Origin of the sequence: Streptomyces monomycini, assembly GCF_022271435.1 — a bacterium.
Taxonomy (GTDB): domain Bacteria; phylum Actinomycetota; class Actinomycetes; order Streptomycetales; family Streptomycetaceae; genus Streptomyces; species Streptomyces monomycini.
Window position 1 is genome coordinate 210,075 of record NZ_JAFIQY010000008.1, and the last position, 24,553, is coordinate 234,627.

General features: G+C 74.1%; 17 protein-coding genes and 1 pseudogene. 10 read left to right on the forward strand and 8 right to left on the reverse strand.

Annotation, left to right across the window (positions count from 1 at the left end; genetic code table 11):
* Nucleotides 1-75 precede the first annotated feature (75 nt).
* On the forward strand, nt 76-1,203 hold the full coding sequence (locus JXZ78_RS13230) for a glycosyltransferase family 4 protein (RefSeq protein WP_030018137.1): 1,128 nt from the start codon (nt 76-78) through the stop codon (nt 1,201-1,203).
* Nucleotides 1,200-2,513 (forward strand): glycosyltransferase, encoded by a 1,314-nt coding sequence (locus JXZ78_RS13235; protein ID WP_078623988.1) that lies wholly within the window; start codon nt 1,200-1,202, stop codon nt 2,511-2,513. Before JXZ78_RS13230 ends, JXZ78_RS13235 begins: the two co-directional genes overlap by 4 nt.
* Here JXZ78_RS13235 and JXZ78_RS13240 read toward each other — a convergent pair.
* From JXZ78_RS13240 to JXZ78_RS13250, 3 genes are read right to left on the reverse strand one after another with little or no spacing between them, the layout of a single operon-like run.
* Nucleotides 2,432-3,487 (reverse strand): bile acid:sodium symporter family protein, encoded by a 1,056-nt coding sequence (locus JXZ78_RS13240; RefSeq protein ID WP_030018135.1) that lies wholly within the window; start codon nt 3,485-3,487, stop codon nt 2,432-2,434. The two genes, JXZ78_RS13235 and JXZ78_RS13240, sit on opposite strands and share 82 nt — an antisense overlap.
* Entirely contained in the window at nt 3,480-3,926 is a 447-nt protein-coding gene (locus tag JXZ78_RS13245; protein WP_033037135.1) for a hypothetical protein, read from the reverse strand. Before JXZ78_RS13245 ends, JXZ78_RS13240 begins: the two co-directional genes overlap by 8 nt.
* A 15-nt stretch (nt 3,927-3,941) precedes the next feature.
* On the reverse strand, nt 3,942-4,805 hold the full coding sequence (locus tag JXZ78_RS13250; protein WP_030018133.1) for an isocitrate lyase/PEP mutase family protein: 864 nt from the start codon (nt 4,803-4,805) through the stop codon (nt 3,942-3,944).
* 369 nt (nt 4,806-5,174) lie between these two features.
* Here JXZ78_RS13250 and JXZ78_RS13255 point away from each other — a divergent pair, with 369 nt between their 5' ends.
* On the forward strand, nt 5,175-8,819 hold the full coding sequence (locus JXZ78_RS13255) for a hydantoinase B/oxoprolinase family protein (protein WP_030018132.1): 3,645 nt from the start codon (nt 5,175-5,177) through the stop codon (nt 8,817-8,819).
* On the opposite strand, the gene JXZ78_RS13260 is transcribed toward JXZ78_RS13255, so the two are convergent.
* The 3 genes from JXZ78_RS13260 to JXZ78_RS13270 are packed head-to-tail and all read right to left on the reverse strand — an operon-like array spanning nt 8,802 to nt 11,142.
* Nucleotides 8,802-9,683 (reverse strand): 5-oxoprolinase subunit C family protein, encoded by an 882-nt coding sequence (locus tag JXZ78_RS13260; protein WP_030018131.1) that lies wholly within the window; start codon nt 9,681-9,683, stop codon nt 8,802-8,804. The genes JXZ78_RS13255 and JXZ78_RS13260 overlap by 18 nt on opposite strands.
* Nucleotides 9,683-10,315 (reverse strand): 5-oxoprolinase subunit PxpB, encoded by a 633-nt coding sequence (pxpB, locus tag JXZ78_RS13265; RefSeq protein ID WP_078623993.1) that lies wholly within the window; start codon nt 10,313-10,315, stop codon nt 9,683-9,685. Before pxpB ends, JXZ78_RS13260 begins: the two co-directional genes overlap by 1 nt.
* Before the next feature lie 50 nt (nt 10,316-10,365).
* Complete coding sequence (locus tag JXZ78_RS13270; protein ID WP_030018129.1) at nt 10,366-11,142, reverse strand: LamB/YcsF family protein; 777 nt, start codon at nt 11,140-11,142, stop codon at nt 10,366-10,368.
* Between the two features lie 250 nt (nt 11,143-11,392).
* On the opposite strand from JXZ78_RS13270, the gene JXZ78_RS13275 reads away from it, so the two are divergent.
* The 7 genes from JXZ78_RS13275 (at nt 11,393) to JXZ78_RS13305 (ending at nt 22,226) form a co-directional block, all read left to right on the forward strand.
* Entirely contained in the window at nt 11,393-12,127 is a 735-nt protein-coding gene (locus JXZ78_RS13275) for a GntR family transcriptional regulator (RefSeq protein ID WP_030018128.1), read from the forward strand.
* Nucleotides 12,128-12,240: 113 nt separating this feature from the next.
* Nucleotides 12,241-12,948 (forward strand): DUF969 domain-containing protein, encoded by a 708-nt coding sequence (locus JXZ78_RS13280; RefSeq protein ID WP_030018127.1) that lies wholly within the window; start codon nt 12,241-12,243, stop codon nt 12,946-12,948.
* Nucleotides 12,945-13,913: a DUF979 domain-containing protein gene (locus JXZ78_RS13285; RefSeq protein ID WP_030018126.1), complete on the forward strand. Its 969-nt coding sequence runs from the start codon at nt 12,945-12,947 to the stop codon at nt 13,911-13,913. Before JXZ78_RS13280 ends, JXZ78_RS13285 begins: the two co-directional genes overlap by 4 nt.
* A gap of 127 nt (nt 13,914-14,040) precedes the next feature.
* Complete coding sequence (gene pcp / locus JXZ78_RS13290) at nt 14,041-14,694, forward strand: pyroglutamyl-peptidase I (protein ID WP_030018125.1); 654 nt, start codon at nt 14,041-14,043, stop codon at nt 14,692-14,694.
* A gap of 55 nt (nt 14,695-14,749) precedes the next feature.
* Complete coding sequence (locus tag JXZ78_RS13295) at nt 14,750-16,291, forward strand: membrane protein (RefSeq protein ID WP_030018124.1); 1,542 nt, start codon at nt 14,750-14,752, stop codon at nt 16,289-16,291.
* A 166-nt stretch (nt 16,292-16,457) separates the two neighbouring features.
* On the forward strand, nt 16,458-17,318 hold the full coding sequence (locus JXZ78_RS13300) for a hypothetical protein (RefSeq protein WP_238783086.1): 861 nt from the start codon (nt 16,458-16,460) through the stop codon (nt 17,316-17,318).
* A gap of 90 nt (nt 17,319-17,408) precedes the next feature.
* Nucleotides 17,409-22,226: a coiled-coil domain-containing protein gene (locus tag JXZ78_RS13305; protein WP_238783080.1), complete on the forward strand. Its 4,818-nt coding sequence runs from the start codon at nt 17,409-17,411 to the stop codon at nt 22,224-22,226.
* 46 nt (nt 22,227-22,272) lie between these two features.
* Here the strand turns inward: JXZ78_RS13305 and JXZ78_RS13310 are convergent.
* Both JXZ78_RS13310 and solA read right to left on the reverse strand, forming a co-directional pair.
* Nucleotides 22,273-23,343 (reverse strand): annotated as a pseudogene (locus JXZ78_RS13310) (aromatic ring-hydroxylating oxygenase subunit alpha); the annotation flags it as partial.
* Nucleotides 23,340-24,542, reverse strand: coding sequence for an N-methyl-L-tryptophan oxidase (solA, locus tag JXZ78_RS13315; protein WP_030018120.1), 1,203 nt, complete (start codon nt 24,540-24,542; stop codon nt 23,340-23,342). The gene solA and the pseudogene JXZ78_RS13310, both read right to left, overlap by 4 nt.
* Nucleotides 24,543-24,553 lie beyond the last annotated feature (11 nt).

Consider the following 24,553-nt stretch of genomic DNA (forward strand, 5'->3'; position numbering starts at 1 on the left):
AACGCTCATGGGACGTTCCCCGGCTGGAAAGATCCCCGTGGCCCGGTCCACGCCCGGTGGGCCGACAACAGCGGTATGCGTGTTGTCATCGTCACCGAGTCCTTCCCGCCCGACGTCAACGGCGTCGCCCTCGGCGCCCTCGAAACCGCCCGGCACCTGGTCCGGCGCGGGCATGACGTGCTCGTCGTCGCCCCCACGGGCGCCGACGGGACACCGGACGGCGGACCGGGCGCCCCCTGCCCCGTCGTCCGGGTGCCCTCGGTGCCGCTCCCGGGCCACCCGCAGGTCCGGATCGCCCTGCCCGGCCGCCGGCCGGCCGCCGCGCTGGACGGGCACGACCCGGACGTGGTGCACCTGGCCGGGCCCTTCGTCCTCGGGGCCCGCGCGATGGCCCTCGCCGCGCGGCGACGCGTGCCCGCCGTCGCCGTCTACCAGGCCGACCTGGGCCGCTACGCCCATGCCTACCTGCGCACCGGGGGCGCCGCGGTCTGGCGGCGCCTGCGGACGGTGCACGCCGCCGCCGACCGGACGCTCGCGCCGTCCACCTCCGCCCTGCACGACCTGGCCGCGCACGGCGTGCCCCGGCTGCGGCTGTGGCCGAGCGGCGTGGACTCCACGCGGTTTCACCCCGCCCGCCGCGACCAGGTGCTGCGCAGCTCGCTCGCCGCGGGCCGTGACCTGCTCGTCGGCTACGTCGGACGGCTCGCGCCCGAGAAGGAGGTGCGGCTGCTGGCCCCCGTCTCGCGGCTGCCCGGCGTACGGACCGTGGTGATCGGGGACGGGCCGAGCGCCGCGGGCCTGCGCGCCGCCCTGCCCGGTGTGCGCTTCCTGGGCAGCCGTACGGGCGACGAACTGGCGCGGCTCGTCGCCTCTCTGGACGTCTTCGTGCACACCGGCCGCTACGACACGTTCTGCCAGACCGTCCTGGAGGCGATGGCGGGCGGCGTACCCGTGGTGGCGCCTGCCGCTGGCGGCCCGCTGGGCCTCGTGGAACACGGCCGTACGGGGCTGCTGGTGCCGCCGGGCGACGGGGAGGCGCTGCGCGACGGGGTCCTGCTGCTGGCCGGTGACCCGGCCTCGCGCGCGCGGCTGGGAGCCGCGGGCCGCGCGGCGGTCGAACACCGCACCTGGGAGGTGGCCGGCGACGAACTGCTGGGCCATTACGAGGACGTGCTCGCCGGCCGGACGGCGGTGGCCGTATGACGGCGGGGACGGGCTCGCCCGCGCGGTTCGTTCTCGACGAGACCCGGTACGTCGGAGCCGGGCTGCGCATCGTACGGCTCGCGAACTTCGTGACGCCGGAGCCGGGCGGGCTGCGTACCGCCCTGGAGGCCCTGGGCGCCGGTTACCGAGCCGCCGGGCACGATCCGGTCCTGATCGTGCCGGGACCGGCCGCAGGCGACGAGGACACCGGTCAGGGACGGGTGATCACGCTGCCCGGCCCGGTCCTGCCCGGCACGGGCGGGTGCCGCGTGCTGGCCGACCGGCGCCACGTCCGGCGCCTCCTGGAGACGCTGGCCCCCGACCGCCTGGAGGTCTCCGACCGGACGACGCTGCGGTGGACCGGCGCATGGGCGCGGCGGGCCCGCGTCCCGGCGGTGGCGGTGGCGCACGAGAGCGTGGACGGTGTGTTCCGTACCTGGGGCGTACCGCGCGGACCGGCGCGCGCCGCCGCCGACCGGATCAACGCCCGGACCGCACACACCTACAGCCGGGTGGTGTGCACGACGGAATGGGCGGCGGCCGAGTTCGCCCGGGTCGGCGCGCGCAACGTCGTACGGGCGCCGCTGGGCGTCGACCTGACGGCCCGGCACCCCGCCCTGCGCAGCCCGCTACTGCGGCGCCGGTGCGCGGGCGGCGCCGAGGTGCTCCTGCTCTTGTGCTCGCGGCTGTCACCGGAGAAGCGGCCGGGGCGTGCGCTGGACGCGCTGGCGGAGCTGCGGTGGCGCGGTGTCGACGCGGCGCTGGTGGTCGCGGGGGAGGGGCCGCTGCGGTCCCGCCTGACGGCCCGGGCCCGTACGGAACGGCTGCCCGTGGCGTTCCTCGGGCATGTCGCCGACCAGGGGGAGCTGGCCGCCCTCCAAGCCGGTGCGGACGTTGCGCTGGCGCCCGGCCCGGCGGAGACGTTCGCACTGGCGGCCCTGGAGGCGCTCGCCTGCGGGACGCCGGTCGTGGCGAGTGCCGCGTCGGCCCTCGCGGGGCTGGTCGGGCCCGGTGGTGACACCGCCCTCGACGACGGCCCCTCCTTCGCGGACGCGGTGCTGCGGGTCCTGGGACGTCCCGAAGCGCAGCGCCGCGCGGCGGCCCGGCAGCGCGCGGAGGGCTACGGGTGGCAGCCGGCGGTGGCAGCGTTCCTCGCGGCCCACGACGCCGCCGTGCCGCCCGTACCCGCGTCCGCACCTACGCCCGAACGCCCGCCCGTACGGGGGTTTCAGGCCGACGGTTCGCCCTCGACCGTCCTCGGCCCCAGCCGCAGCGACGGCTCCGGAGTGGCCGGGGTGCCTTCCGGCTGACGGGCCCAGCGGGCGGCGACGACCGCACAGACCATCAACTGGAGCTGGTGGTAGAGCATCAGCGGCAGGACGACCAGGCCGGCCGCGCCGCCGAAGAGCACCGCGGCCATCGGCAGCCCGGTGGCGAGGCTCTTGTTCGCACCGCAGAACACGATCGTGATGCGGTCCGCCCGGCAGAAGCCCAGCCGTCGGGCGGCCAGCGAGGTCGTGAGGAGGGCGGTGGCCAGCAGGCCCGCGGCCAGGAGCAGCAGGGCGAGCAGCCGGACGGGGGTGACCTGGTGCCAGATCCCCTGCTCCATGCCCTGGCTGAAGGCGGTGTAGACGACGAGGAGGATCGAGCCGCGGTCCAGGAGGCCGAGGGGTCTCTTGTGACGGCCGAGGAGGCCGCCGAGCCAGCGGCGCAGCACCTGCCCGGCGAGGAAGGGCAGCAGCAGATGGGTGGCGATGGAGAGCAGGCCCGCCACCGAGAAGCTGAGGGCGGAGCCGATCAGCCAGGCCGCGAGCAGCGGGGTGGCCGCCATGCCGAACAGGCTGGAGTACGTACCGGCGCAGATGGCGGCCGGGACGTTGCCGCGGGCCGTGGAGGTCAGGGCGATCGAGGACTGGACGGTCGAGGGGACGACGCACAGGAACAGCAGTCCCGTGTACAGCCGGTCGGAGAGCAGGAACGGGACGAGGCCGCCGGCCGCCAGGCCGAGCAGCGGGAACAGGACGAAGGTGCTGGCCCCGGTCAGCAGGTGGAGCTTCCACTGCCGGAGTCCGTGCAGTGCCTCGCGGGTGGACAGCCGCGCTCCGTAGAGGAAGAAGAGCAGGCCGATGGCGAGGTCGGCGGCGGTGTCCACGGCCACGGCGCCCGCTCCGGTCGCGGGCAGCGCGGTGGCGAACAGGACGGTGCCGAGCAGGGCCGCCACATAGGGATCGACCGCCCGTGCCAGCCGGCGCGCCGTGCGGGCGGCCGGTGTCGGGTCACTCATCGTCACCGGTCTGCCAGGGCGGGTGGCCGACGCGGGACGGGTCGGCGCCGGGGCCGTTGGCGTCCCGGGTGCGTACGTCGATGGCGCCGCCGCCTCCGTCGTGGTCGCTGCCCGCCGTCCCCTTGCCGGCGAGCAGGGTGTTGAGCGTCCGGTCGACCTCCAGCCAGGAGTCCGCCGAGGAGTTGTCGACGACCAGCAGGCCGACGGACGTTCCCGCGCGGGGCGGCGGCGGGGTCTCGTCCTCGTCGTCCTGGGAGTCGCACGGCGGGGCCGGCGGCGGGACCGTCGGCCCCGGTGCCGCGGCCTGGGCGGCGCCGCCCCACAGCACGCTCAGTACGGTCGCGACGGCGAGGGACAGCGTGGACGGGCGCACGGCCCGGGACCGCGTGCCGCGGTCCCGGAGCCGCCCGGCGCCGCCCCGGAAGGGGTTCGGTGCCATACGGTCAGCCTCTTCTCAGACGGGGGCCGGTGCGCGGTGGGCGTGATGCCTGCTGATGTTCTTCTCCAGCAGCTCGGTGGCGCACCGCAGTTCGACGCTGCCCGTCTGGCCCGTGACGGGCAGCCGGCCGTCGGCGTTCTTCAGGTCGGCCAGCGCTCCGTCGATCGCGCCGTGCGCGGCGAACAGGCAGGGGGTGCTGTAGATCGCCACGTCCACGCCGAGATCGGTGAGTTCGGTCAGCGACAGGCGGGGCGACTTGCCGCCCGCGATCTGGTTGAACAGCAGGGGTTTGCTGCCCACGACGGTCCGGATGCGTTCGATCCACTCCACGCTGCGCACCCCGTCCACGAGGACCACGTCCGCGTCCGTCTCGGCGAGCGCCGCGGCCCGCCGGAGGATCTCCGCCTCCTCCGTGGCGTCCGTACGGGCCACCACGACCAGGTCCGTGCGGCTGCTCAGCACCAGGTTGAGCTTGTCCAGGTACTCCTCCAGGGGGAGGATCAGCTTGCCGTCCGCGTGACCGCAGCGGCGGGGGCGCTTCTGGTCCTCCAGGATCACGCCGGAGGCCCCGGCGCGCTCCAGGCTCTGGACGACGTGGCAGGCGACCTCGGGGTCCACATAGCCGTCGTCGATGTCCACCAGCAGGTGGTGGGACGGAAAGGCCAGGCGCAGCCGTTCGGTGAACTGCACCATGTCCGGCCAGGCGATGAATCCGATGTCGGGCAGGCCGTAATAGGATGCCGCGAAACCGAATCCGGAGACGAACATGCCGTCGTAGTGCTGGGCCGCGATGGACGCCGAATACATGTCGTAGATACCGATGAGCGGTGTGGTGCGAGGCGACCCGACCGCCTCGCGCAAGGCGCTGCCGTGCTGCATGGTTCTCCTGCCTCTCGGGCCCGCAAGGCGCGGGTCCTTGGGGTGTTCTTGACCCGACGGTCCCAGGAAACCAAGGGAGAGTAAAAGGATTCCGGGAAGCAACACCCGTTTGAGTAGAATCCGCAGGTGGCGGAGGGTATTCGGGAATTATTACGAGGTGATGGACGTACCGCGGAAGTGACGTTTCCGCGCGGGGATCGCGGGAGCGTAAAACCGATGAGATGAATTACGCCGGAGGCCGCCGGCTGTTTCCGGACGGCCCGCGGTGCCCGCCCGGCGGACCGGTGTCCGCCCGGCGGACCGGTGCCCGCCCGGCGGGCCGGTGGCCGGAAACGCCGGCGCCGCCCGGCCCGCTGCCACAATGGCGGCATGACCGGACGCTGGGAGTTCTGGATCGACCGGGGCGGCACGTTCACGGACGTGGTGGGGCGGCGGCCGGACGGGCGGCTGGTGACCGGCAAGCTGCTCTCGCACCGCCCCGGCAGCACCGAGGACGCCGCCGTCGCCGGCATCCGGGCGATGCTGGGGCTCGCCCCCGGCGCACCGGTGCCCGCCGAGCGGATCGCCGTCGTCAAGATGGGCACGACCGTGGCGACCAACGCCCTGCTGGAGCGCACGGGCGAGCCGACCGTCCTGGTCACCACCGAGGGCTTCCGGGACGCGCTGCGCATCGCCTACCAGAACCGGCCGCGGATCTTCGACCGGCGGATCGTGCTGCCCGAGGCGCTGTACGAGCGGGTGATCGAGGTCCCGGAACGGGTGGACGCGCGGGGCACGGTCGTCAAGCCGCCGCAGACGGACGCGGTGCGGGCGGAGCTGGCGCGGGCCCACAGGGACGGGCTGCGCAGCGCGGCGGTCGTCCTGCTGCACGGCTACCGCTGCGCCGACCACGAGAAGGCCGTCGCCGCCCTGGCGAAGGAGGCCGGGTTCACACAGATCAGCTGCTCGCACGAGGTCAGCCCGCTGATGAAACTGGTGCCGCGCGGCGACACCACCGTCGTGGACGCCTACCTGTCGCCGATCCTCGGCCGGTACGTGACCGAGGTGGCCCGCCAACTCCCCGGCGTCCGGCTGATGTTCATGCAGTCCAACGGCGGGCTGCGGGAGGCGGCGCACTTCCGCGGCAAGGACGCGGTACTCTCCGGCCCGGCGGGCGGCGTCGTCGGGATGGCCCGCTCCTCGGCCGAGGCGGGCGACGGGTACGACCGGGTGATCGGCTTCGACATGGGCGGTACCTCCACCGACGTGTCGCACTACGCGGGCTCCTTCGAGCGGATCTTCGGCAACGAGGTCGCGGGCGTACGGATGCGGGCGCCCATGATGAACATCCACACCGTCGCGGCGGGCGGCGGCTCGGTGCTGCACTTCGACGGGCGGCGCTACCGCGTCGGCCCGGACTCGGCCGGCGCGGTCCCCGGCCCGGCCTGCTACCGGCGCGGCGGCCGGCTGACCGTCACGGACGCCAACGTGATGCTGGGGCGCGTGCAGCCCGCGCACTTCCCCGCGGTGTTCGGGCCCGACGGCGACCAGCCGCTGGACGACGCGACGGTACGGGAGCGTTTCGTCCGGCTGGCCGAGGAGGCGGCCGAGGCCACCGGCGACCGGCGCGGACCCGAGGAGGTCGCGGCCGGCTTCCTGGACATCGCCGTGCTGAACATGGCCAACGCGGTCAAGAAGATCTCCGTCCAGCGCGGTTACGACGTCACGCGCTACGCGCTCACCAGCTTCGGCGGCGCGGGCGGCCAGCACGCCTGCGCGGTCGCCGACGCCCTGGGCATCGGCACGGTCGTCGTACCGCCGCTGGCCGGAGTGCTGTCCGCGTACGGCATCGGGGTCGCCGACGCGACGGCCATGCGGGAACAGGCCGTCGAGGTGGAGATCGACCCGGAGTCGGACGCGACGGACCTCGCCGAGGTGCACGGCGTCTGCGGCCGGCTGGCCGCCCGTACCCGCCGCGAGCTGCTCGACGACGGTGTCCCGGAGGAGAGCGTCACCACCCGGGGGCGGGTGATGCTCCGCTATGCCGGGACGGACTCCGCGATCGGCGTGGCACTGGAGACGCCGCGGGCGATGGCCGCCGCGTTCGTCCGGGCGCACCGCGCGCGGTACGGGTTCACGATGGACAAGCCGCTGATCGCCGAGGCCGTGTCGGTGGAGGCGGTGGGCGCGGCGGGCGGCACGGCCGGGCACGAGGTGCCGACGGGAGAGCGGGCGGGGGCGCTGCGGCCGGTCGCGACGGTACGGATGTTCGCGCAGGGACGCCGGCAGGACACCGGCCTGTTCGCCCGCGGCGACCTGCGTCCCGGTGACACGCTCACCGGCCCCGCGATCATCGCGGAGGACGACGCCACGACGGTCCTGGACCCCGGCTGGCAGGCCCGCGCGGGGGAGCGCGGTCATCTGCTGCTGACCCGGGCGGGGCCCCGCGCGGGCGCCCCGGCGGTCGGCACGGACGCCGATCCGGTGATGCTGGAAGTGTTCAACAGTCTCTTCATGGCGATCGCCGAGCAGATGGGCGTCCGTCTGGAGAACACCGCCCACTCGGTCAACATCAAGGAGCGGCTGGACTTCTCCTGTGCTCTCTTCGATCACGAAGGCAACCTCATCGCCAACGCCCCGCACATTCCCGTGCATCTCGGGTCGATGGGGGAGTCGATCAAGGAGGTGCTCAGGCGGCGGCGCGGCCCGGACGGAGACCTGCGGCCCGGTGATGTGTACGCGGTCAACGACCCCTACCACGGGGGGACGCACCTGCCGGACGTCACCGTCGTCACCCCGGTCTTCGACGAGGCCGGTGCGGAGCTGCTGTTCCTGGTGGCCTCGCGCGGCCACCACGCCGAGATCGGCGGCATCACCCCGGGCTCGATGCCCGCCTTCAGCCGCACCATCCAGGAGGAGGGCGTCCTCTTCGACAACTGGCTGCTGGTACGGGACGGCCGGCTGCGCGAGGATGAGACGCGTGCCCTGCTCGCCGCCGGGCCGTATCCGTCCCGGGCGCCGGACGCCAACATCGCGGACCTGCGGGCCCAGATCGCCGCCAACGAGAAGGGCATCCGCGAACTGCGCAAGATGATCGGTCAGTTCGGCCTGGACGTGGTGCGCGCCTACATGGGACACGTCCAGGACAACGCCGAGGAATCGGTTCGCCGGATCATCGCCCACCTGGCGGACGGCTCGTACCGCTACGAGACCGACGGCGGCGCCGTGATCCAGGTCACGCTGACCGTGGACCGTACGGCCCGCAGCGCCGTACTGGACTTCGCCGGGACCTCGGAGCAGCTGCCCGGCAACGCCAACGCGCCCAGCTCGGTGGTGATGGCGGCGGTGCTCTACGTCTTCCGTACGCTCGTCGCCGAGGACATCCCCCTCAACAGCGGCTGCCTGAAACCCGTCGAGGTACGCATCCCGCCCGGCTCGATGCTCGCGCCGGAATTCCCCGCCGCCACGGTCGCGGGCAACGTGGAGACCTCGCAGGCCGTCACCGGCGCGCTCTACGCGGCGCTCGGCGTGCAGGCCGAGGGCTCGGGCACGATGAACAACCTCACCTTCGGCAACGACCGGGTGCAGTACTACGAGACCGTCGCCAGCGGCGCGGGCGCGGGCGACGGCTTCGACGGCGCGGACGCCGTGCAGACCCACATGACCAACTCCCGGCTGACCGACCCCGAGGTCCTGGAGTGGCGCTACCCCGTACGGGTGGAGAGCTTCTCCGTGCGCGAGGACAGCGGCGGTGACGGCCGCTGGCGGGGCGGCCGGGGCGTCGAACGCCGCCTGCGCTTCCTGGAACCCGTGACGGTGGCGCTGCTCACGGGCCACCGCCGGGTGCCGCCCTACGGGATGGCGGGCGGCGGGCCCGGCGCGACCGGCGCCAACCTGGTCCGCCGCGCCGACGGCACGGAGGAAGCCCTGGAGGGCTGCGACGTGGCGGAGATCGGCGCGGGGGACGTGCTGGTGATCCGTACGCCGGGCGGCGGCGGTTACGGCACGCCGGAGGGATCAGCCGGAGGCGCGTGAGCGCCGGGGGACGAATCGGACGGACGTGCCCGGTGCGGCCTGGGCCGCCGCGGCGAGGAAACGCTCCGGCACGGCGCCGACGACCGGGTAGCCGCCCGTCGTCGGATGGTCGTTGAGGAAGAGTACGGGCAGGCCGTTCGGGGGGACCTGAAGCGCTCCCAGCGGCATGCCCTCACTGGGCAGCTCCCCGTCCTTGCGACGTTCCAGGGACGGCCCTTCCGTGCGCAGGCCGATGCGGTTGCTCGCCGAGGAGACGCGGAAACGGCCGGTGGCGAGCGTGCGCAGGCACGCGTCGGTGAACCAGTCGTCACGCGGACCCAGTACGCAGGGCAGCACCAGTTCCTTGAGCGGCAGCCCCGAGCGCGGGACGGCGTCCACGGTGGCGGGCGGGCCGTACGGGGTGCCGAGCGGCAGCACGCCGCCGTCGGACAGCGGAGCGGGCCCGAGGCCGGAGAGCAGGTCGGCGGCGCGGCTGCCGAGCACCGGCTCCGCGTCGACGCCGCCGGCGAAGGCGAGGTACGAGCGGAGGCCGGCGGTGGCCGGTCCGGCGTCCAGCACCGCGCCCGCCGGGACGCGTACCGGCGCGCCCCAGGCGGCGGGGCGGCCGTCGACCGTGACCGGGCAGGGCGCGCCGGTCACCGCGGCCACGGTGTCCGTGCGGACCCGTACGGCGCAGCCGGTAAGGGTCGTCTCCAGGGTGGCGGACGTCTCCGGGTTGCCCACGAGGCGGTTGGCGTACCGGTGGGCGGGCTCGTCCAGGGCGCCCGCGCGCGGCACGCCGAGGTGGGCGTGGCCCGCGCGGCCGAGGTCCTGGACGGTGGTGAGGGCTCCGGCGCGTACGACGCAGAAGGCACGGTCGGTCATCAGGCCTCCTGGGATTCCGTCGAAACCGGGATGAAGCGGACGCGGGTGCCGGGGGAGAACAGGGCCGCCGGATCGCGGTCCGGATTCCACAGTTCGACGTCGCTGGTGCCGATGAGCTGCCAGCCGCCGGGCGACGAGCGCGGATAGACGCCGGTGTACGGGCCCGCCAGGGCGACCGAACCGACCGGGACCTTGGTGCGCGGGGTGGCGCGGCGCGGCACGTGGTGGCGCTCCGGCAGGCCCGTCAGATAGCCGAAGCCGGGCGCGAACCCGCAGAAGGCGACGTGGAATTCGGTACCGGAGTGGATACGGACCACGTCCTCGGGCGTGGTGTCCCACAGGGCGGCCACGTCGGCGAGGTCGGGGCCGTCGTAGCGCACCGGGATCTCGATGGCGGGCCGGTCGCCGGCGGTGGCCGGCGGAATGTCCCAGCCGGGCAGTTCGGCGGCCAGCCGTCCCGGGTCGGCCAGCCCGTCGAGCAGGACCGTACGGGCGGCTGGGACGATCTCGCGGACCGCGGGCAGGGTGCCGGCGGCAGCCCGGCGCAGCAGCTCGGCGTGGAACGCCTCGACGGCCGTGTCGTCGTCCAGTTCGACCAGCAGCCCGTGGTCGCCGACCGGCAGGGGGCGCAGGGGCAGCCGCGACCGGCCGGCCGGGGCACGGCCGCCGGTGGTGCCGGTGCTCACGCGAAGCTGCCGATCCGCACGCCGGCCGCGGTCAGCTCGTCGCGCACCCGTCGCGCGAGGTCCGCGGCGCCGGGGGTGTCGCCGTGCAGGCACAGCGAGCGCGCCTCGATCCGCACGGTGCTGCCGTCGACGGCGGTCACGGTGCCTTCCGTGGCCATGCCCAGCGCGCGCTTGACGACCTCGTCGGGGTCGTGGACGACGGCGCCCGGTTCACGGCGGGAGACCAGGGTGCCTTCGGGGGTGTAGGCGCGGTCGGCGAACGCCTCGCCGACGACGGGCAGACCGACGCGGCGGGCCGCCTCGTGCAGCTGGGAGCCGGGCAGGCCGAGGATGGGCAGCGGGGTGCCGGCGGTCCGTACGCCCTCCAGGACGGCGGCGGACTGGGCCTCGTCGTGGACGCAGCGGTTGTAGAGCGCGCCGTGCGGCTTGACGTAGGCGACCCGGGTGCCGGCGGCGCGGGCGAAGACCTCCAGCGCGCCGATCTGGTACGCGATCTCGTCGGCCAGTTCGCGCGGCGGTACGTCCATGGTGCGGCGTCCGAAGCCCGCCAGGTCGCGGTAGGAGACCTGGGCACCGACGACCACGCCGCGCTCGGCGGCCAGCTCGCAGACCCGGCGCATGGTGCTGGGGTCCCCGGCGTGGAAACCGCAGGCCACGTTGGCGCTCGTGACGACGGACAGCAGGGCCTCGTCGTCGGTGAGCTCCCAGCGTCCGAAGCCTTCCCCGAGGTCGGCGTTGAGGTCGACGAGGGGGGTGGTCACCGGGTCGCTCATAGAAGTCGCAAGTCCGTTCCGGAGGTGGCCGCCGCACGGGCCGGCGCACAGTTCGCAGAGGTTCGAGGCCGGCCGGCCCGTATCCGTAGTGGCTCTCCCCCTGAGGGCACTCGGGCCGGCCGGTGGTCAGGCCAACGTAAGCGATCGTTCAACGATCCGACAAGAGGTGTGTTGTCTCGTTCTGCCATCTGGGATTGACTGCCGCTCACAGCACACGGGGTGCACGTACGGGGCGAAAGCGGGGACGACGATGGCGGGCGGGATGACACGGGGCGACCGGCACAGGCTCGCCGAGGTCTCGGAGCTGGCGGGCGACCGGGTGCTCCTCGGGCGCTCCAGCACCGCGGAGCGGGTCGCCGACATTCTCCGGGACCGCATCACCGAGGGCTACTTCCCACCCGGCGCGCGGCTGTCCGAGGAGAGCATCGGCGGGGCCCTGGGGGTCTCGCGCAACACCCTGCGGGAGGCGTTCCGCCTGCTCACGCACGAGCGCCTGCTGGTGCACCAGCTCAACCGCGGGGTTTTCGTGCGCATCGTGACGGTGGCGGACCTGGACGACATCTACCGGGTCCGTACGCTCGTGGAGTGCGCCGCGGTACGCGGCCTGGGCGAGCCGCCGCACCCGGTGGGGGCGATGGAGGCGGCCGTGGTGGCCGGCGAGTCCGCCTTCGAGGAGCGCGCCTGGCGTGATCTGGGCACCGCGAACCTCCGCTTCCATCAGGCGGTGGCGGGCCTGGCGGGCAGTCCGCGCACCGACGAGCTGATGCGCGGGGTGCTCGCGGAACTGCGGCTGGTCTTCCACGTGATGGACGATCCACGCCGGTTCCACGCGCCGTACCTGACCCGCAACCGGCAGATCCTGGAAGAGCTCCAGGCCGGGAACGGGGCCGCCGCGGAGCTGCTGCTGGAGGCCTATCTGGAGGATTCCCGGGTGCAGCTCTCCGGGGCGTACGCCCAGCGCATAGCGGCGCAGGAGGGCGTGTAGGAGCACTCACGTTTCGCTCCCGTCAACCCCTTGTCGGATCGTTGAACAATCGCCTAACCTCCTCGCATCCTCCTCACGGTCCGCGTGGGGTCCCGTATGCGGAAGGCGGACCCATGATCGTGCTTCTCGGCGTGCTCGTGGTCGTGGTCGGCTTCGCCACCAAACGCAATGCCCTGCTGGTCGTGGGCGTGGCGGGCATCGTCACCGGTCTGCTCGGCGGCCTGTCGCCGCAGGAGGTCCTGGCGGCCTTCGGCACCGGCTTCGCGAGCAGCCGGGCGGTGACGATCTTCGCGATCACCCTCCCGGTGATCGGCCTGCTGGAGCGCTACGGCCTCCAGGAGCAGGCCCGCCGGCTGATCGCCCGCTTCGCCAAGCTGACCACCGGCCGCTTCCTCGCCCTCTACCTGGGCATGCGGCAGATCGGCGCGGCCGTCGGGCTGACGCACGTCTTCGGACACGCGCAGACCGTGCGCCCGCTGGCGGTGCCGATGGCCGAGGGCGCCGCCGAGCGCAAGCACGGGCGGCTGACCGAGAAGGGCCGGGAGAAGGTCCGCTCGTTCTCCGCGAGCGCCGACAACGTGGGGCTGTTCTTCGGCGAGGACGTCTTCCTCGCGGTCGGCTCGATCCTGCTGATCACCAGCTTCGTCAACACCACGTACAACACCCACCTGGAGCCGCTGCACCTGGCGCTGTGGGCGATCCCCTCCGCGCTGTGCGCCTTCGCCGTGCACGGCTGGCGGCTGCTGCGCCTGGACCGGTACCTGGAACGCGAACTGGTCGCCGCCAACATCGAGCCCGTCGCCGAGGGAGCAGCCAAGTGATCAAAGCAGAGTGGTTCTACTGGCTCGTCGGCCTGAGCTTCCTGGTGATGGCCTCCCAGATGCTCACCGACCGCAGCAACCCCAAGCGGCTGGGCACCACCGCCTTCTGGGGCCTGCTCGGCGCCGGCTTCATCTACAGCAGCTGGGTCGTCGAGAAGAAGGCCCCGGCCGAACCGCTGGGCGCGGCCGTCCTGATCATGGTGCTGCTGGCCGGCTTCGGCTTCACCGGACGCGGTACGCCGCGCACCACCACGCCCGAACAGCGCGATGCCAGCGCCCTGAAGCTGGGCAACAAGCTGTTCGTGCCCGCGCTGGCCATCCCGGTCGTCGCGCTGGTGTGCGCGGTCCTCGTCAAAAAGCTCTCGATCGGCGGCGAACCGATCCTCCAGGAGGGCAGCGAGACCATCCTGGGGCTCGGCATCGGCGCCGTCGTCGCCCTCGTCGTCGGCATGATCATGCTGCGCGAGAAGCGGATATCGGTCCCCGTGCAGGCCGGGCGCTCCATGCTGGAGTCGATGGGCTGGGCGATGCTGCTGCCGCAGCTGCTCGCCACCCTGGGCACCATCTTCCAGCTCTCCGGTGTCGGCACCCAGGTCGGCAAGCTCGCCACCTCGGTCCTGCCGGAGGACTCCCTGTACGTCGCGGTCGTCGTCTACTGCATCGGCATGGCCCTGTTCACCGTGATCATGGGCAACGCGTTCGCCGCCTTCCCCGTGATGACCGCGGCGGTCGGCTGGCCGGTGCTCATCGAGCACTTCCACGGCGACGCGCCCGCCGTCCTGGCCATCGGCATGCTCGCCGGGTTCTGCGGGACGCTGGTCACCCCGATGGCGGCCAACTTCAACATCGTCCCGTCGGCGCTGCTGGAGCTGAAGGACCAGTACGGGCCGATCAAGGCCCAACTGCCCACGGCCGGCGTGCTGCTCGGCTGCAACATCGTGGTCATGGCCCTGTTCGCCTTCTGACCGCGCCCGCCCGCCCCGCTCACCACTGCACGACACACACCGCACGCACCGCACGACACGCACCGCACGACACGAACCGCACACGGACCGGGGGGCACCGCGCGGCTCACGAACCACAGGGAACGCCATGACGCGGACGACCCGCATCCTGCTCACCGGATTCGAGCCCTTCGGCGGCGAGAGCTCCAACCCCTCCTGGGAGGCGGTGCGGGCCGCCGCCGCCGAGCCACCGGCCGGGCTGGAGATCACCGCCGTCGAACTGCCCTGCGTCTACGGGCGCTCGCGCACCGCCCTGCGCGAGGCCGTCGCGGCGCACGACCCCGACATCGTGCTCTGCGTCGGCCAGGCGGGCGGCCGGCCCGACCTGACGGTGGAGCGGGTCGCCGTCAACATCGACGACGCCCGCATCCCCGACGTCGCGGGCGCCCAGCCCATCGACGAGCCGATCGTCCCCGGCGGCCCCGCGGCGTACTTCGCCGCGCTGCCGGTCAAGGCGTGCGTGGCCGCCGTACGGGAGGCGGGGGTGCCCGCCTCCGTCTCCAACACCGCGGGCACCTTCGTCTGCAACCACGTCTTCTACGACCTGATGCACCTGATCGCGACCGAGCGGCCCGCGCTGCGCGGCGGCTTCGTGCACGTGCCGTACGCTCCCCATCAGGTCGCCGGCCGGTCGCTGCCCTCACTCGCGGTGAGCGCCGTCGCCGAGGGGCTGCGTGTGATCGCCGCCACCGCAGCGCGTACAAATACGGACATCAAGGCCGTCGGAGGCGCCACGCACTGACCTCGGCCCCGTGCCGTTTCGTCCGTTGTCAGTGCGAGCGCCTACGCTGTGCGACGTGACTTTTCCTGCCCCGGGGACCGCTGCGTCCCAGCTCAACGGCGTGGCCCGGTCCGAAGGACCCTCCCGGCCCGCGCCGGGCCCGGCCGCCGACGAGGGCCTGGCCCGCCGGCTGCGCGCCCTCGCGTGCACCGCGCCGCTGCACGACCTGGACGCGCGCAAGGCCAACCTCGCCGGTGAGTACGGGGTGTACGCGATGGCGGAGGTGGCGCTCGCCGCCATCGACCTGGTCACCCTCCACATGGACTTCGACACCGGCGCCGACCACGAGCAGATAGTGGCCAGGCTGCTCCCGCGCATCGCCGCGCAGACCCCGCGCCGCCCCGCGGCCGAACACGAGCGCGTCGCCCGCTGGGTGCTGGAGAATCTGATCAACGTCGGCAGCGTCGACCGCGGCTTCCGCGCCGTGTACGGCACGTTCGGCCCCGAGGGCGAGTACGTCCGCCGGGACTACGACTTCAAGCTCATCGAGGAGGTCCCGGGGCCGGGCGGCGGGGTCTACCTCCGGACGACCGACGAAGCCGTCAACGTCCTGGTCGGCGCCCTCGACACGGACGTGACGAGCGCCCAGATCGCCGCCGAGGTCAAGCTGGAGGTGCTCATCAGCCGCGGCCGGCTGGCGGACGCCCAGCTCGCCGCCGAGCAGGCCCGCTACCGCACCGTGCAGTACGCCGAGACGCTGCGCCGCACCCTGGATGCCACCCGCCGCAACGTCCGCGCGGTGGACTGGCTGCGCGCCGTCCCCGACATGATCGCCGAAGCCCTCGACCACGTCGCCGACCGCTACCGCCACGAGAACGCGATCCTCACCAACATCCGCAAGGCCCGCGACGAGACCGAGGACCAGGAGAACAAGCGGCGCGCCGCCGAGCTGGTCGACATCGTCAGGGACTGCATCCGCCGGCACACCCAGCTCCAGTCCCGGCTGCTGGAGGCGGGCCCGCTCTTCCGCGCCGAGCAGGACCGTCAGGCGTTCGCGCCGCCCGCCGGCCGCTCCGGCCTCGACCTGTACGGCCAGCTGGTCGCCCCGGTGCTGCCGCTCCCCGTCGAGCAGGCGATCCGGGTCACCGACGCCTTCTTCGCGCGCGGCACGGGCTTCCGTACGGGCACCTCCGTACGGCTCGGCGACCTGGTCGGCCTGCTGTTCCAGCCGCCCGTCGAGCGCGAGCACCTCGGCGCCGAGATGCCCGAGCCGGACCTGATCGCCACCCCGGACGACAGCCGCTTCTCCGAGGAACAGCTGGAAGCCGCCCAGGCCCTGCTCGACCTGCCCGCCGACGCGCCCCGCCGGCTGTCCGGACTGCTCGCCGAGGCCCGCCGCAGCGATCCGGACCTGCCGTACCTGGTCGCCCTGCTGGCGGTGCACGCGGCCAGCCCGCCGGTCGGCACCGCCTACCGCCAGGGTGAACAGCAGCTGCTCTTCGCCGTCGACGACGGCACCGTGCTGGAGGACGAGGAGTTCGGCGGCGCCGACCTCATCGTCGGCAAGGCCCTGCTGGACGCGGCGGGCATGGCCGCCGACCGCTCGGAGGTGGCGTGATGCCGGCGGCCGGACAGGGCGCGCGCAGGACGCCGACAGCACGGCGGCACAAGGAAGTTCGCATGGAGGTACGGGCGTGAGTGAGTACGGAACGGGCGTCGAGGACGGCGCCGAAGCCCCGGCGCAGGGGGACCCGGCCGCCGGGGCGGAGCACCCGGGATGGTCCGTGCCCGGCCCCGCCGCCGCGCCTTCGGGCCCCGCGCCCGTGACGCCCGCCGACGCCGCGGACGCCGCGCGCCTGGTCTCCTTCGGGCTCCAGCCCAAGCTGCTGCCCGCCCGGGACGCCGAGTACGGCGAACTGCTCCGCCGCTACCGTGACGAGCCCGCCTTCGCGCGTCTGGCCGATGCCGTCGCGACCGGCCTCGGCCTGGTCGTCCTGGAGGTCTCCCCGCGCGCCGGCATGGCCGTCACCGCCGACGAGGACTCCGTCTTCGCCGTACGCATGGGTGACTACGCCCGCCGCGCGTCCGCCGACTCCGCCGACCGCTTCCTGCACGGCCTCGCCCACCTCGCCGTGGCCGCCATGGCCTTCCCGCGCCCCGAGGACCTCGCCGACGACGGGTACATCGGCCGGATCACCGTCAACGGCGTGGACGCGTTCGTCCGGCAGGCGTGCCGCCGCCTGGAGGAGCGCGCCGAGGAACAGGGCGAGAACACCGACCCGGCCACCGACGCGCCCGGCCTCGAAGCCGCCTGGCGGACCTACGCGCGGCGCAGCGCCACCGGCGCCACCAAGGACGCGCGGCGGCTCGCCGGTTCGACCACCGGCATCATCGCCAAGGCCGTCGCCTTCCTCGTCGACTCCGGCTTCCTCCAGCGCACCGGCGACGACTCCGGCGGCGCCTACCGCACCACCGCCCGCTACCAGCTCCAGGTGCGTGACATGGCGGGCAGCGCCGCCATGGCCGAACTGCTGGAGCTGGGCGTCGTCCCCGTCGGCGACGGCAGCGCCAGCCTGCTGCCCGCCGAGGACACCGACGACCTCGACCTGGTCTCCGACGCGGGACTGCCCTTCCACTCCTCCTAGCCACCCGGCGCCGGGCACCACCCGGCCACCGGACACACCGACCGCAGGTCCACCGACCACCGACCGCCCACACAACGAGAGTCCGCCGCCATGTACGAGCTGTCCCGGGTCCGCCTCTACTCCATCGGGCCCGCCGGTGCGCGCTACGCCGACACCGTGCTGGACCTGCGCGGAGTCGGCGCGCCCGTGCCCGACCCGGCGCCGGCGCAGGCGGACTTCTTCGAGGACGAACCGGTCGGCCCGCCGCGCCGCCCCGCCCCCGCCGGCGTCCTCTTCCTGGAGAACGGCGGCGGCAAGTCCGTCCTGCTCAAGCTCATCTTCTCGGTGATGCTGCCCGGCCACCGCAACACCCTGGGCGGCGCCAGCTCCGGCGTGCTGCGCAAGTTCCTGCTCGCCGACGACTGCGGCCATGTCGCCCTGGAGTGGCAGCACACCCTCACCGGCGAGTCCATCGTCGTCGGCAAGGTCAGCGAGTGGCGCGGCCGGCAGGTCTCCAACGACCCGCGCAAGTTCGCCGAGGCCTGGTACAGCTTCCGTCCGGGGCCCGGGATGAGCCTGGACTCGCTGCCGGTCGCCGAGGCCACCGTCGTCCGGCCGCGCGGCGAGCCCGCCGAGGGCTTCTCCGGTGCCCGGGGCCGCCGCCGTACGATGAAGGGCTTCCGCGACGCCCTGGTCGAGGCCGGCAAGAACTACCCCAACCTGGACGTCTCCTGGGTCGAGATCCACGAGCGGTGGAACGAGCACCTCGGCGAACTGGGCCTGGACCCCGAACTCTTCCGCTACCAGCGGGAGATGAACGCCGACGAGGGCGAGGCCGCCGGCCTCTTCGCCGTCAAGAACGACTCCGACTTCACCGACCTGCTGCTGCGCGCGGTCACCGACACCCGCGACACCGACGGCCTCGCCGACCTCGTGCACGGCTTCGCGCACAAGCTCGGCCGCCGCGCCGAACTGACCGCCGAGCGCGACTTCACCGCCGGTTCGCTGGACCTCCTGTCGCGCATCGCGGACGCCGCCGAGCAGCGCGAGACCGCCCGTGACGTGCACGCCGGCGCCGAACGCCGCACCCGCACCCTCGCCCGGCGGCTGCACGCCCGCGGCACCGAGGAGCGCGGCCGCGCCGCCGAGTTCGCCGAGCAGGTCGCCACCGCCGCGCACGCGGTCACCGACGCCGAACGGGTCCGCGAGCGCCGCGCGCTGATCTCCGCCGAGATCTCCTACCGGCACGCGTCGCTGGCGCTCGCCGCCGCCGAGAAGGGCGCCGCCGCCCAGCGCCGCGAGCTGAACGACGCCCGTACCCTGCACTCCGCCTGGCAGGCCGCCGAGACCGTGCTGCGCCACCGCGCCGCCGCCGACCGGGCCACCCGCGTCGCCGCCGCGATCCGCGAGGCCGAACGGGACGCCGCGCCCGCGCTCGCCGCCCGTACGAAGGCCGCCACCGAGCTGGTCCGCGCCCTCCAGGGCGCCGCCGACGTCAGCGAAGGCATCGCCAACGAGCAGGAGGAGCGCTCCGCCGCCCTCCAGGACACCAGCGACACCGCGCACCGCGACGCCACCGCCGCCGCCACCCACGCCCAGCGTGCCCGCAGCGAGGCCGAACACCTCAAGCAGCGCCTCGCCGAGGTCGAGCAGGAGACCGCCGAGGCCGTACGGGCCGGCTGGCTCGACGACTCCGCGCCGGACGCCGACCCGGCCCGCGCCGCGCTCGCCGCCTCGGACGCGGAGAAGGCCACGGTCGAGGGCTGGGACGCGGCCCGCGAGGCCGCCACCCGCTCCGCCGACCGGGCCCGCGAGGCCGCCACCCGCCTGGCCGCCGCCGAACTGGCCGCGGCCCGCGCCGAGGACGCCGCCCAGGCGGCGGAGCGCGCGTACGACGCCGAGCGGCAGGCCGCCGAGTCGATCGGCGCCGAACAGCGGCTCGCCGACCTGCTCGGGCTGCCGCAGGCAGCGCCCAAGGCGGGCGTGCCCGGGCAGCGCGCCGGGGACGGAACGGACGAAGGCGACGGCTCCCGCCGCGTCCCGCGCCCTGCCTCCGAAGGTCCCCTGACCGCCGAAGAACTCGACCGTAACGCCGACGACCTGCAAGAACTCCTCGACGAGAGCGTCGCCTCCGCCGAACGCCAGCTCTTCGACCTGCGCACCGCCGCCGCCGACGACGCCCGCATCCTCGGCGCGCTGGGCGACGGGGGCCTGCTGCCGCCGGGCCCCGACGTGCTCGCTGCCGTCGAGTATCTGGGCGAGCACGGCGTCCCCGCGCTGCCCGGCTGGCGCTACCTCGCCCAGTCCGTCGACCCCGCCGACCACACGCGGGTGCTGGCCGCCCGCCCCGAGCTGGTCGACGGCGTCATCATCACCGACCCGGAGACCCACGCCCGCGCCCGCGACGTCCTCGCGCAGGCCGCGCTGCTGCCGCGCTCCACCGTCGCCGTCGGCACCGCCGCCGCCCTGCTCGCGCCGACCCCCGCGCCCGACGCCCAGGACAGCGGCGTCTTCCTCGTCCCGCCGAACCCGGCCATGCACGACGAGTCCGCCGCCGACGAGGAGCGCCAGGCGCTGCGGGCGCGCGCCATAGAGCGGGACGACGAGATTCGCGTTCTCGCGGCCCGGCTGGCCGGCGACCGAGCGCTGGCCGCCCGCCTCTCGTCCTGGCGCACCGGCTGCCCGCCCGGCCGCCTCGCCGAACTGGCCACCGTCGCCGAGGAAGCCCGTACGGCCGCCGACACCGCCGCCGGGGAGCTGGCCGAGGTCCGTACGGTACGGGCCGAGGCCGACGAGGAGGCCGCCGAGACCGCCCGGGTGCGCGACGAACGGCAGGAGGCCGCGCAGCGCGCCCGCCGCGTCGCCGACGCCCTCGCCGGGCTCGCCCACCGGTTGCGAGAGCGCGCCTCCTGGCAGGTCAGGCTGCGTGAACTGGCCGATGAATCCGCCGAGTTGGAGGCCCGCGCCGAGGAGTGCGTGGACCGGGCGCGCGCCGCCGACGAGGACCGCCGCACCGCCCAGCGCGCCGCCGACGACGCCCGGCGCACCGCCCACGCGCTGCGCGCCGAACGTGCCGAGATCGCGGGCGTGCCGGACGACATGGGCGAGGACGGCGCCGAGCCCGCGGCCGGCTCGCTGCCCTCCCTGCGCGAGGCCTACCGTGCCGCCTCCCAGCTCTACGAGAAGGTCGGCGTCGGCGCCGACCTGCGCGCCGAACAGGCCCGCGCCGAAGGCGACGAGAGCGCCGCGCTCGCCGAACTGAACCGCCTCACCAACAAGGTCCGCACCCGCGCCGAACAGCTCCTGGACAGCCCCGACGCCGCCGACGGCCCGTCCCGGCAGGCCGCGTCCGCCCGCGCCGAAGCCCTGGTCGCCCGGCTGGAGGCCCGCGCCTCCGCCGCCAGCGAGCAGCTCGGCCGCCTGCGCGGCGAGGCCGAACGGCTCGCCCCGGCCGGCGGCGAGGCGCACACCGAGCTGCCCGAGGACCTGATCCCCGCCGACGCGGAGCGCGCGAAGGAACTGCTGCGCACCGCCAACGCCGAGCTGACCACCGCCGACGACGCGCTGGAGACCGCCCGCGCCACCCACACCGAGCTGCTGCGCGCCCACCGTGCCGCCGAGGACGCCGCCGCGGGCTTCGACGAGACCGCCGCCATGCTGCGCGACCTGCTGCGCGACACCCAGGAGGACGAGGGCGAGCGCCCCGAGGCGTACGCGGGCCGCCTGGAGGACGCCCGGCAGGCCGCCGCCGAGTCCCGCCGTTCGCTGCGCGGCTGTGCGAGCGACCTGTCGGCGGCCGAGTCCGCCGTCCGCGAGGCCAGCGACGTCCTGGTACGGCACGCCAACTCCACCAAGTACGAGCAGGTGCGCACCCCCGCCAGGCAGCAGATCCGCGAACTGCCGGCGGCGGCGCTGCCCGACCACGCCGCCAAGTGGGCCGACGCCTTCGCGCCCCGGCTGCGGGTGCTCACCGACGAACTCGCCCAGCTGGAACGCAACCGCGACAGCATCGTGGACCGGCTGCGCGGTCTGGTCGACTCGTCGCTGACCACGCTGCGCTCCGCCCAGCGGCTGTCCCGGCTGCCCGAAGGCCTGGGGGAGTGGTCGGGCCAGGAGTTCCTGCGGATCCGCTTCGACGACCCGGACCAGGCCACGCTCACCGAGCGGCTGGGCGAGGTGATCGACGAGGCGACGCGTTCGGCGGTCAAGAAGAACAGCGACCTGCGGCGGGACGGCATGTCCCTGCTGCTGCGCGGGGTCAGCGCGGCGCTCCAGCCGCGCGGCGTGGCCGTGGAGATCCTCAAGCCGGACGCGGTGCTGCGCGCCGAGCGCGTCCCGGTCGGCCAGATGGGCGACGTGTTCTCCGGCGGCCAGCTGCTGACCGCGGCCATCGCCCTGTACTGCACCATGGCCGCGCTGCGCAGCAACGACCGCGGCCGCGACAAGCAGCGGCACGCGGGCACGCTGTTCCTGGACAACCCCATCGGCCGCGCCAACGCGACGTACCTGCTGGAGCTCCAGCGCGCCGTCGCCGACGCGCTGGGCGTGCAGCTCCTGTACACCACCGGCCTCTTCGACACCACCGCGCTCGCCGAGTTCCCGCTGGTGATCCGCCTGCGCAACGACGCCGACCTGCGGGCCGGGCTGAAGTACATCAGCGTCGAGGAGCACCTGCGGCCCGGCTTGCCGCAGCAGGACCCCGGGTCGGAGCCGGTGCACGGGCAGATCACTGCGACGCGGATGTACCGGCGTCCGGAGGACGAGCAGCCGCAGAGCCGGACGCAGGACCGGTCGCAGGCTCAGCCGGAGCCGGAGCCGGAGCCGGAGCCGGAGAGCCGGCCGGAGTCTCAGGAGAATCAGCAGCCTCAGGAGTCCCAGGCCGCCCTTCGGGATCAGGCCCCCCAGAACTCCCCGGCAGCAACCGAGTGACCCACCGATGGAAGTCGCCGATGTGGTGCTCGCTGGGGACGAGCACCCCGCCGGCCCGGTAGGCGCGCGAGTCCATCGCGGGCTGGGTCCGCTCGCAAGCGGCGAAGTCCTGTGCGTTGACCCGGTGGAACAGCTCCACCGACCGCGACAGGTCCGCCCCCGAGGCCACCACCTCGGGGGCGTACAGCCAGTCGCACTCCACCACGGTGCGGTCCGCGGCCAGCGGGAACATCCGGTGCACGATGACATGGTCCGGCACGAGGTTGAGGAAGACCTGCGGGCGGACGGTGATGGCGTAGTAGCGGCGGTCCTGGCTCTCCTCGATGCCCGCGATCCGGGCGAAGCCGCCGCTGCCGTCGACCGTGAACCCCTCGGCCTCCGCCGCGAACGCCGCGCCGTGCCCGACGTAGTACTGCGCGGCGTACCCCTCCGCGAACTCCGGTAGCACATCGGTCAGTTCGGGGTGGATGGTGGCGCAGTGGTAGCACTCCATGAAGTTCTCGACGATCAGCTTCCAGTTGGCGCGTACGTCGTAGGTGATGCGCCGCCCGAGGTCCAGCCCGGCCATCCCGTACCGCTCGATCGCCTCCGTGCCGCCCAGCCGTTCGCCGACCGTGTCGGTCACCGTCTCCTCGAACGACGGCGGCTCGTCGGCCAGGCACACCCACACATAGCCCAGCCACTCGCGCAGCCGGACCGGCAGCAGCCCGCGTTCGGAGCGGTCCACGTCCGGCATCCGCTGGAGGTTGGGCGCGGCCACCAGCCGCCCGTCCAGGTCGTACGTCCAGGCGTGGTAAGGGCACTGGAGGTTGCGCCGTACCTCGCCGGACGCGTCGGTGCACAGCCGGGCGCCCCGGTGGCGGCACACGTTGAGGTAGGCGCCGAAGCCGCCGCGCCGGTTGCGGACGATCAGCACGCTCTCCCGGCCGACCTGCACCGTACGGAAGGCGCCCGGCCGCGGCAGGTCGGCGGCGCGCACCGCGCAGCACCAGAGGGACTCGAAGATGTGCTGCTGTTCCTGGCGGAAGACGGCGGGGTCGGTGTAGAGGGAACCGGGCAGGGTGCTGGTGAGGCTGGTGCCCGTGGTGGTCCCGGCGGTCTCGGGAGCGAGGGTCATCGGACGCCTCCTGGGGCGGACGGGGTGGACGGGACGGGCGAGGCCGCGGCCATGAACAGGCGTCCGGGCGCGAACAGCCCGACGGGATGCGCGGTCCCGCCGGTCAGCGCGAGATCGGCGAGGATTTCGCCCACCACTGGTACGAACTTGAAGCCGTGCCCGGAGAAGCCGCAGGCCACGGTCACGGCATCGGGGTGCGCCGGATGCCGCGCGAGGACGAAGTGCTCGTCGGGGGTGTTGGTGTACATGCAGGTGACGGACGTCAGATGGCGGCCGGGCAGGGACGGCAGCAGCCGGGCCGCCTGTCCGGCCATGGCCCGTACCTCGTCCTCGTGCACGGTCCGGTCGACGGTCTCCGGCGTGCAGACGGCGCCCCGGCGGAAGAACGCCACCTTCGCGCCGCCTCCCGGCCCGTCGATGGCGGGGAAGCCGTAGATCTGGACGCCGCCGGTGTCCTCCCAGATGTAGACGGGGTGCCGCTCCGGGACGTACGGGCCGATGCCGCCGGCGGGCTCGAACCAGTGCATGATCTGGCGCTCGACGGTGAACGTCACCCCCAGGTCGGACAGCAGCGCGGGTGCCCACGCTCCGGGGCAGATCACCAACTGCCCGGCGGTATAGGTCTCCTCGGGTGTGTGGACCCGCACGCCGCGGCCGCCGGGCAGCGCTTCCCAGCGGGTGACCGGCTCCTGGAAGTGGAGGTCGGCGCCGCCCTGGGTGGCGAGCTGGAGCTGTGCGGCGACGGTGTTCTCCGGGCGCAGGAACCCGGCCCTGGCCTCGTACAGGGCGATCTCGTCGGCGGCCGGGGTGAGCGTCGGGAAGCGGCGCCGGACCTCCCGCGCGTCGAGCATCTCGTGCGGCAGGTCCCAGGTACGGGCCGAGCGCAGCGACCCGGCGACGGTACGGCTCTCCGGCCGGCCGAGCATCACCCCGCCGCACAGCGTGGCGATCCGCCGCCCGGTGGAACGTTCCAGCTCCTCGTACAGCTCGTAGGCGCGCAGCAGCAGCGGCACGTACGCCGGATCCTCGAAGTACGACTGGCGGGTGACGCGCGAACCGCCGTGGCTGGAGCCGTGGGGGTGCACCGGGCCGAACTTCTCCAGCCCGAGCACACGGGCGCCGCGCGCTGCCAGGCGGTGGGCCGCGGCGCTGCCCATGCCGCCGAGGCCGAGAACGATGACGTCGTAGGTGGGGGACAAGCGGACCTCCC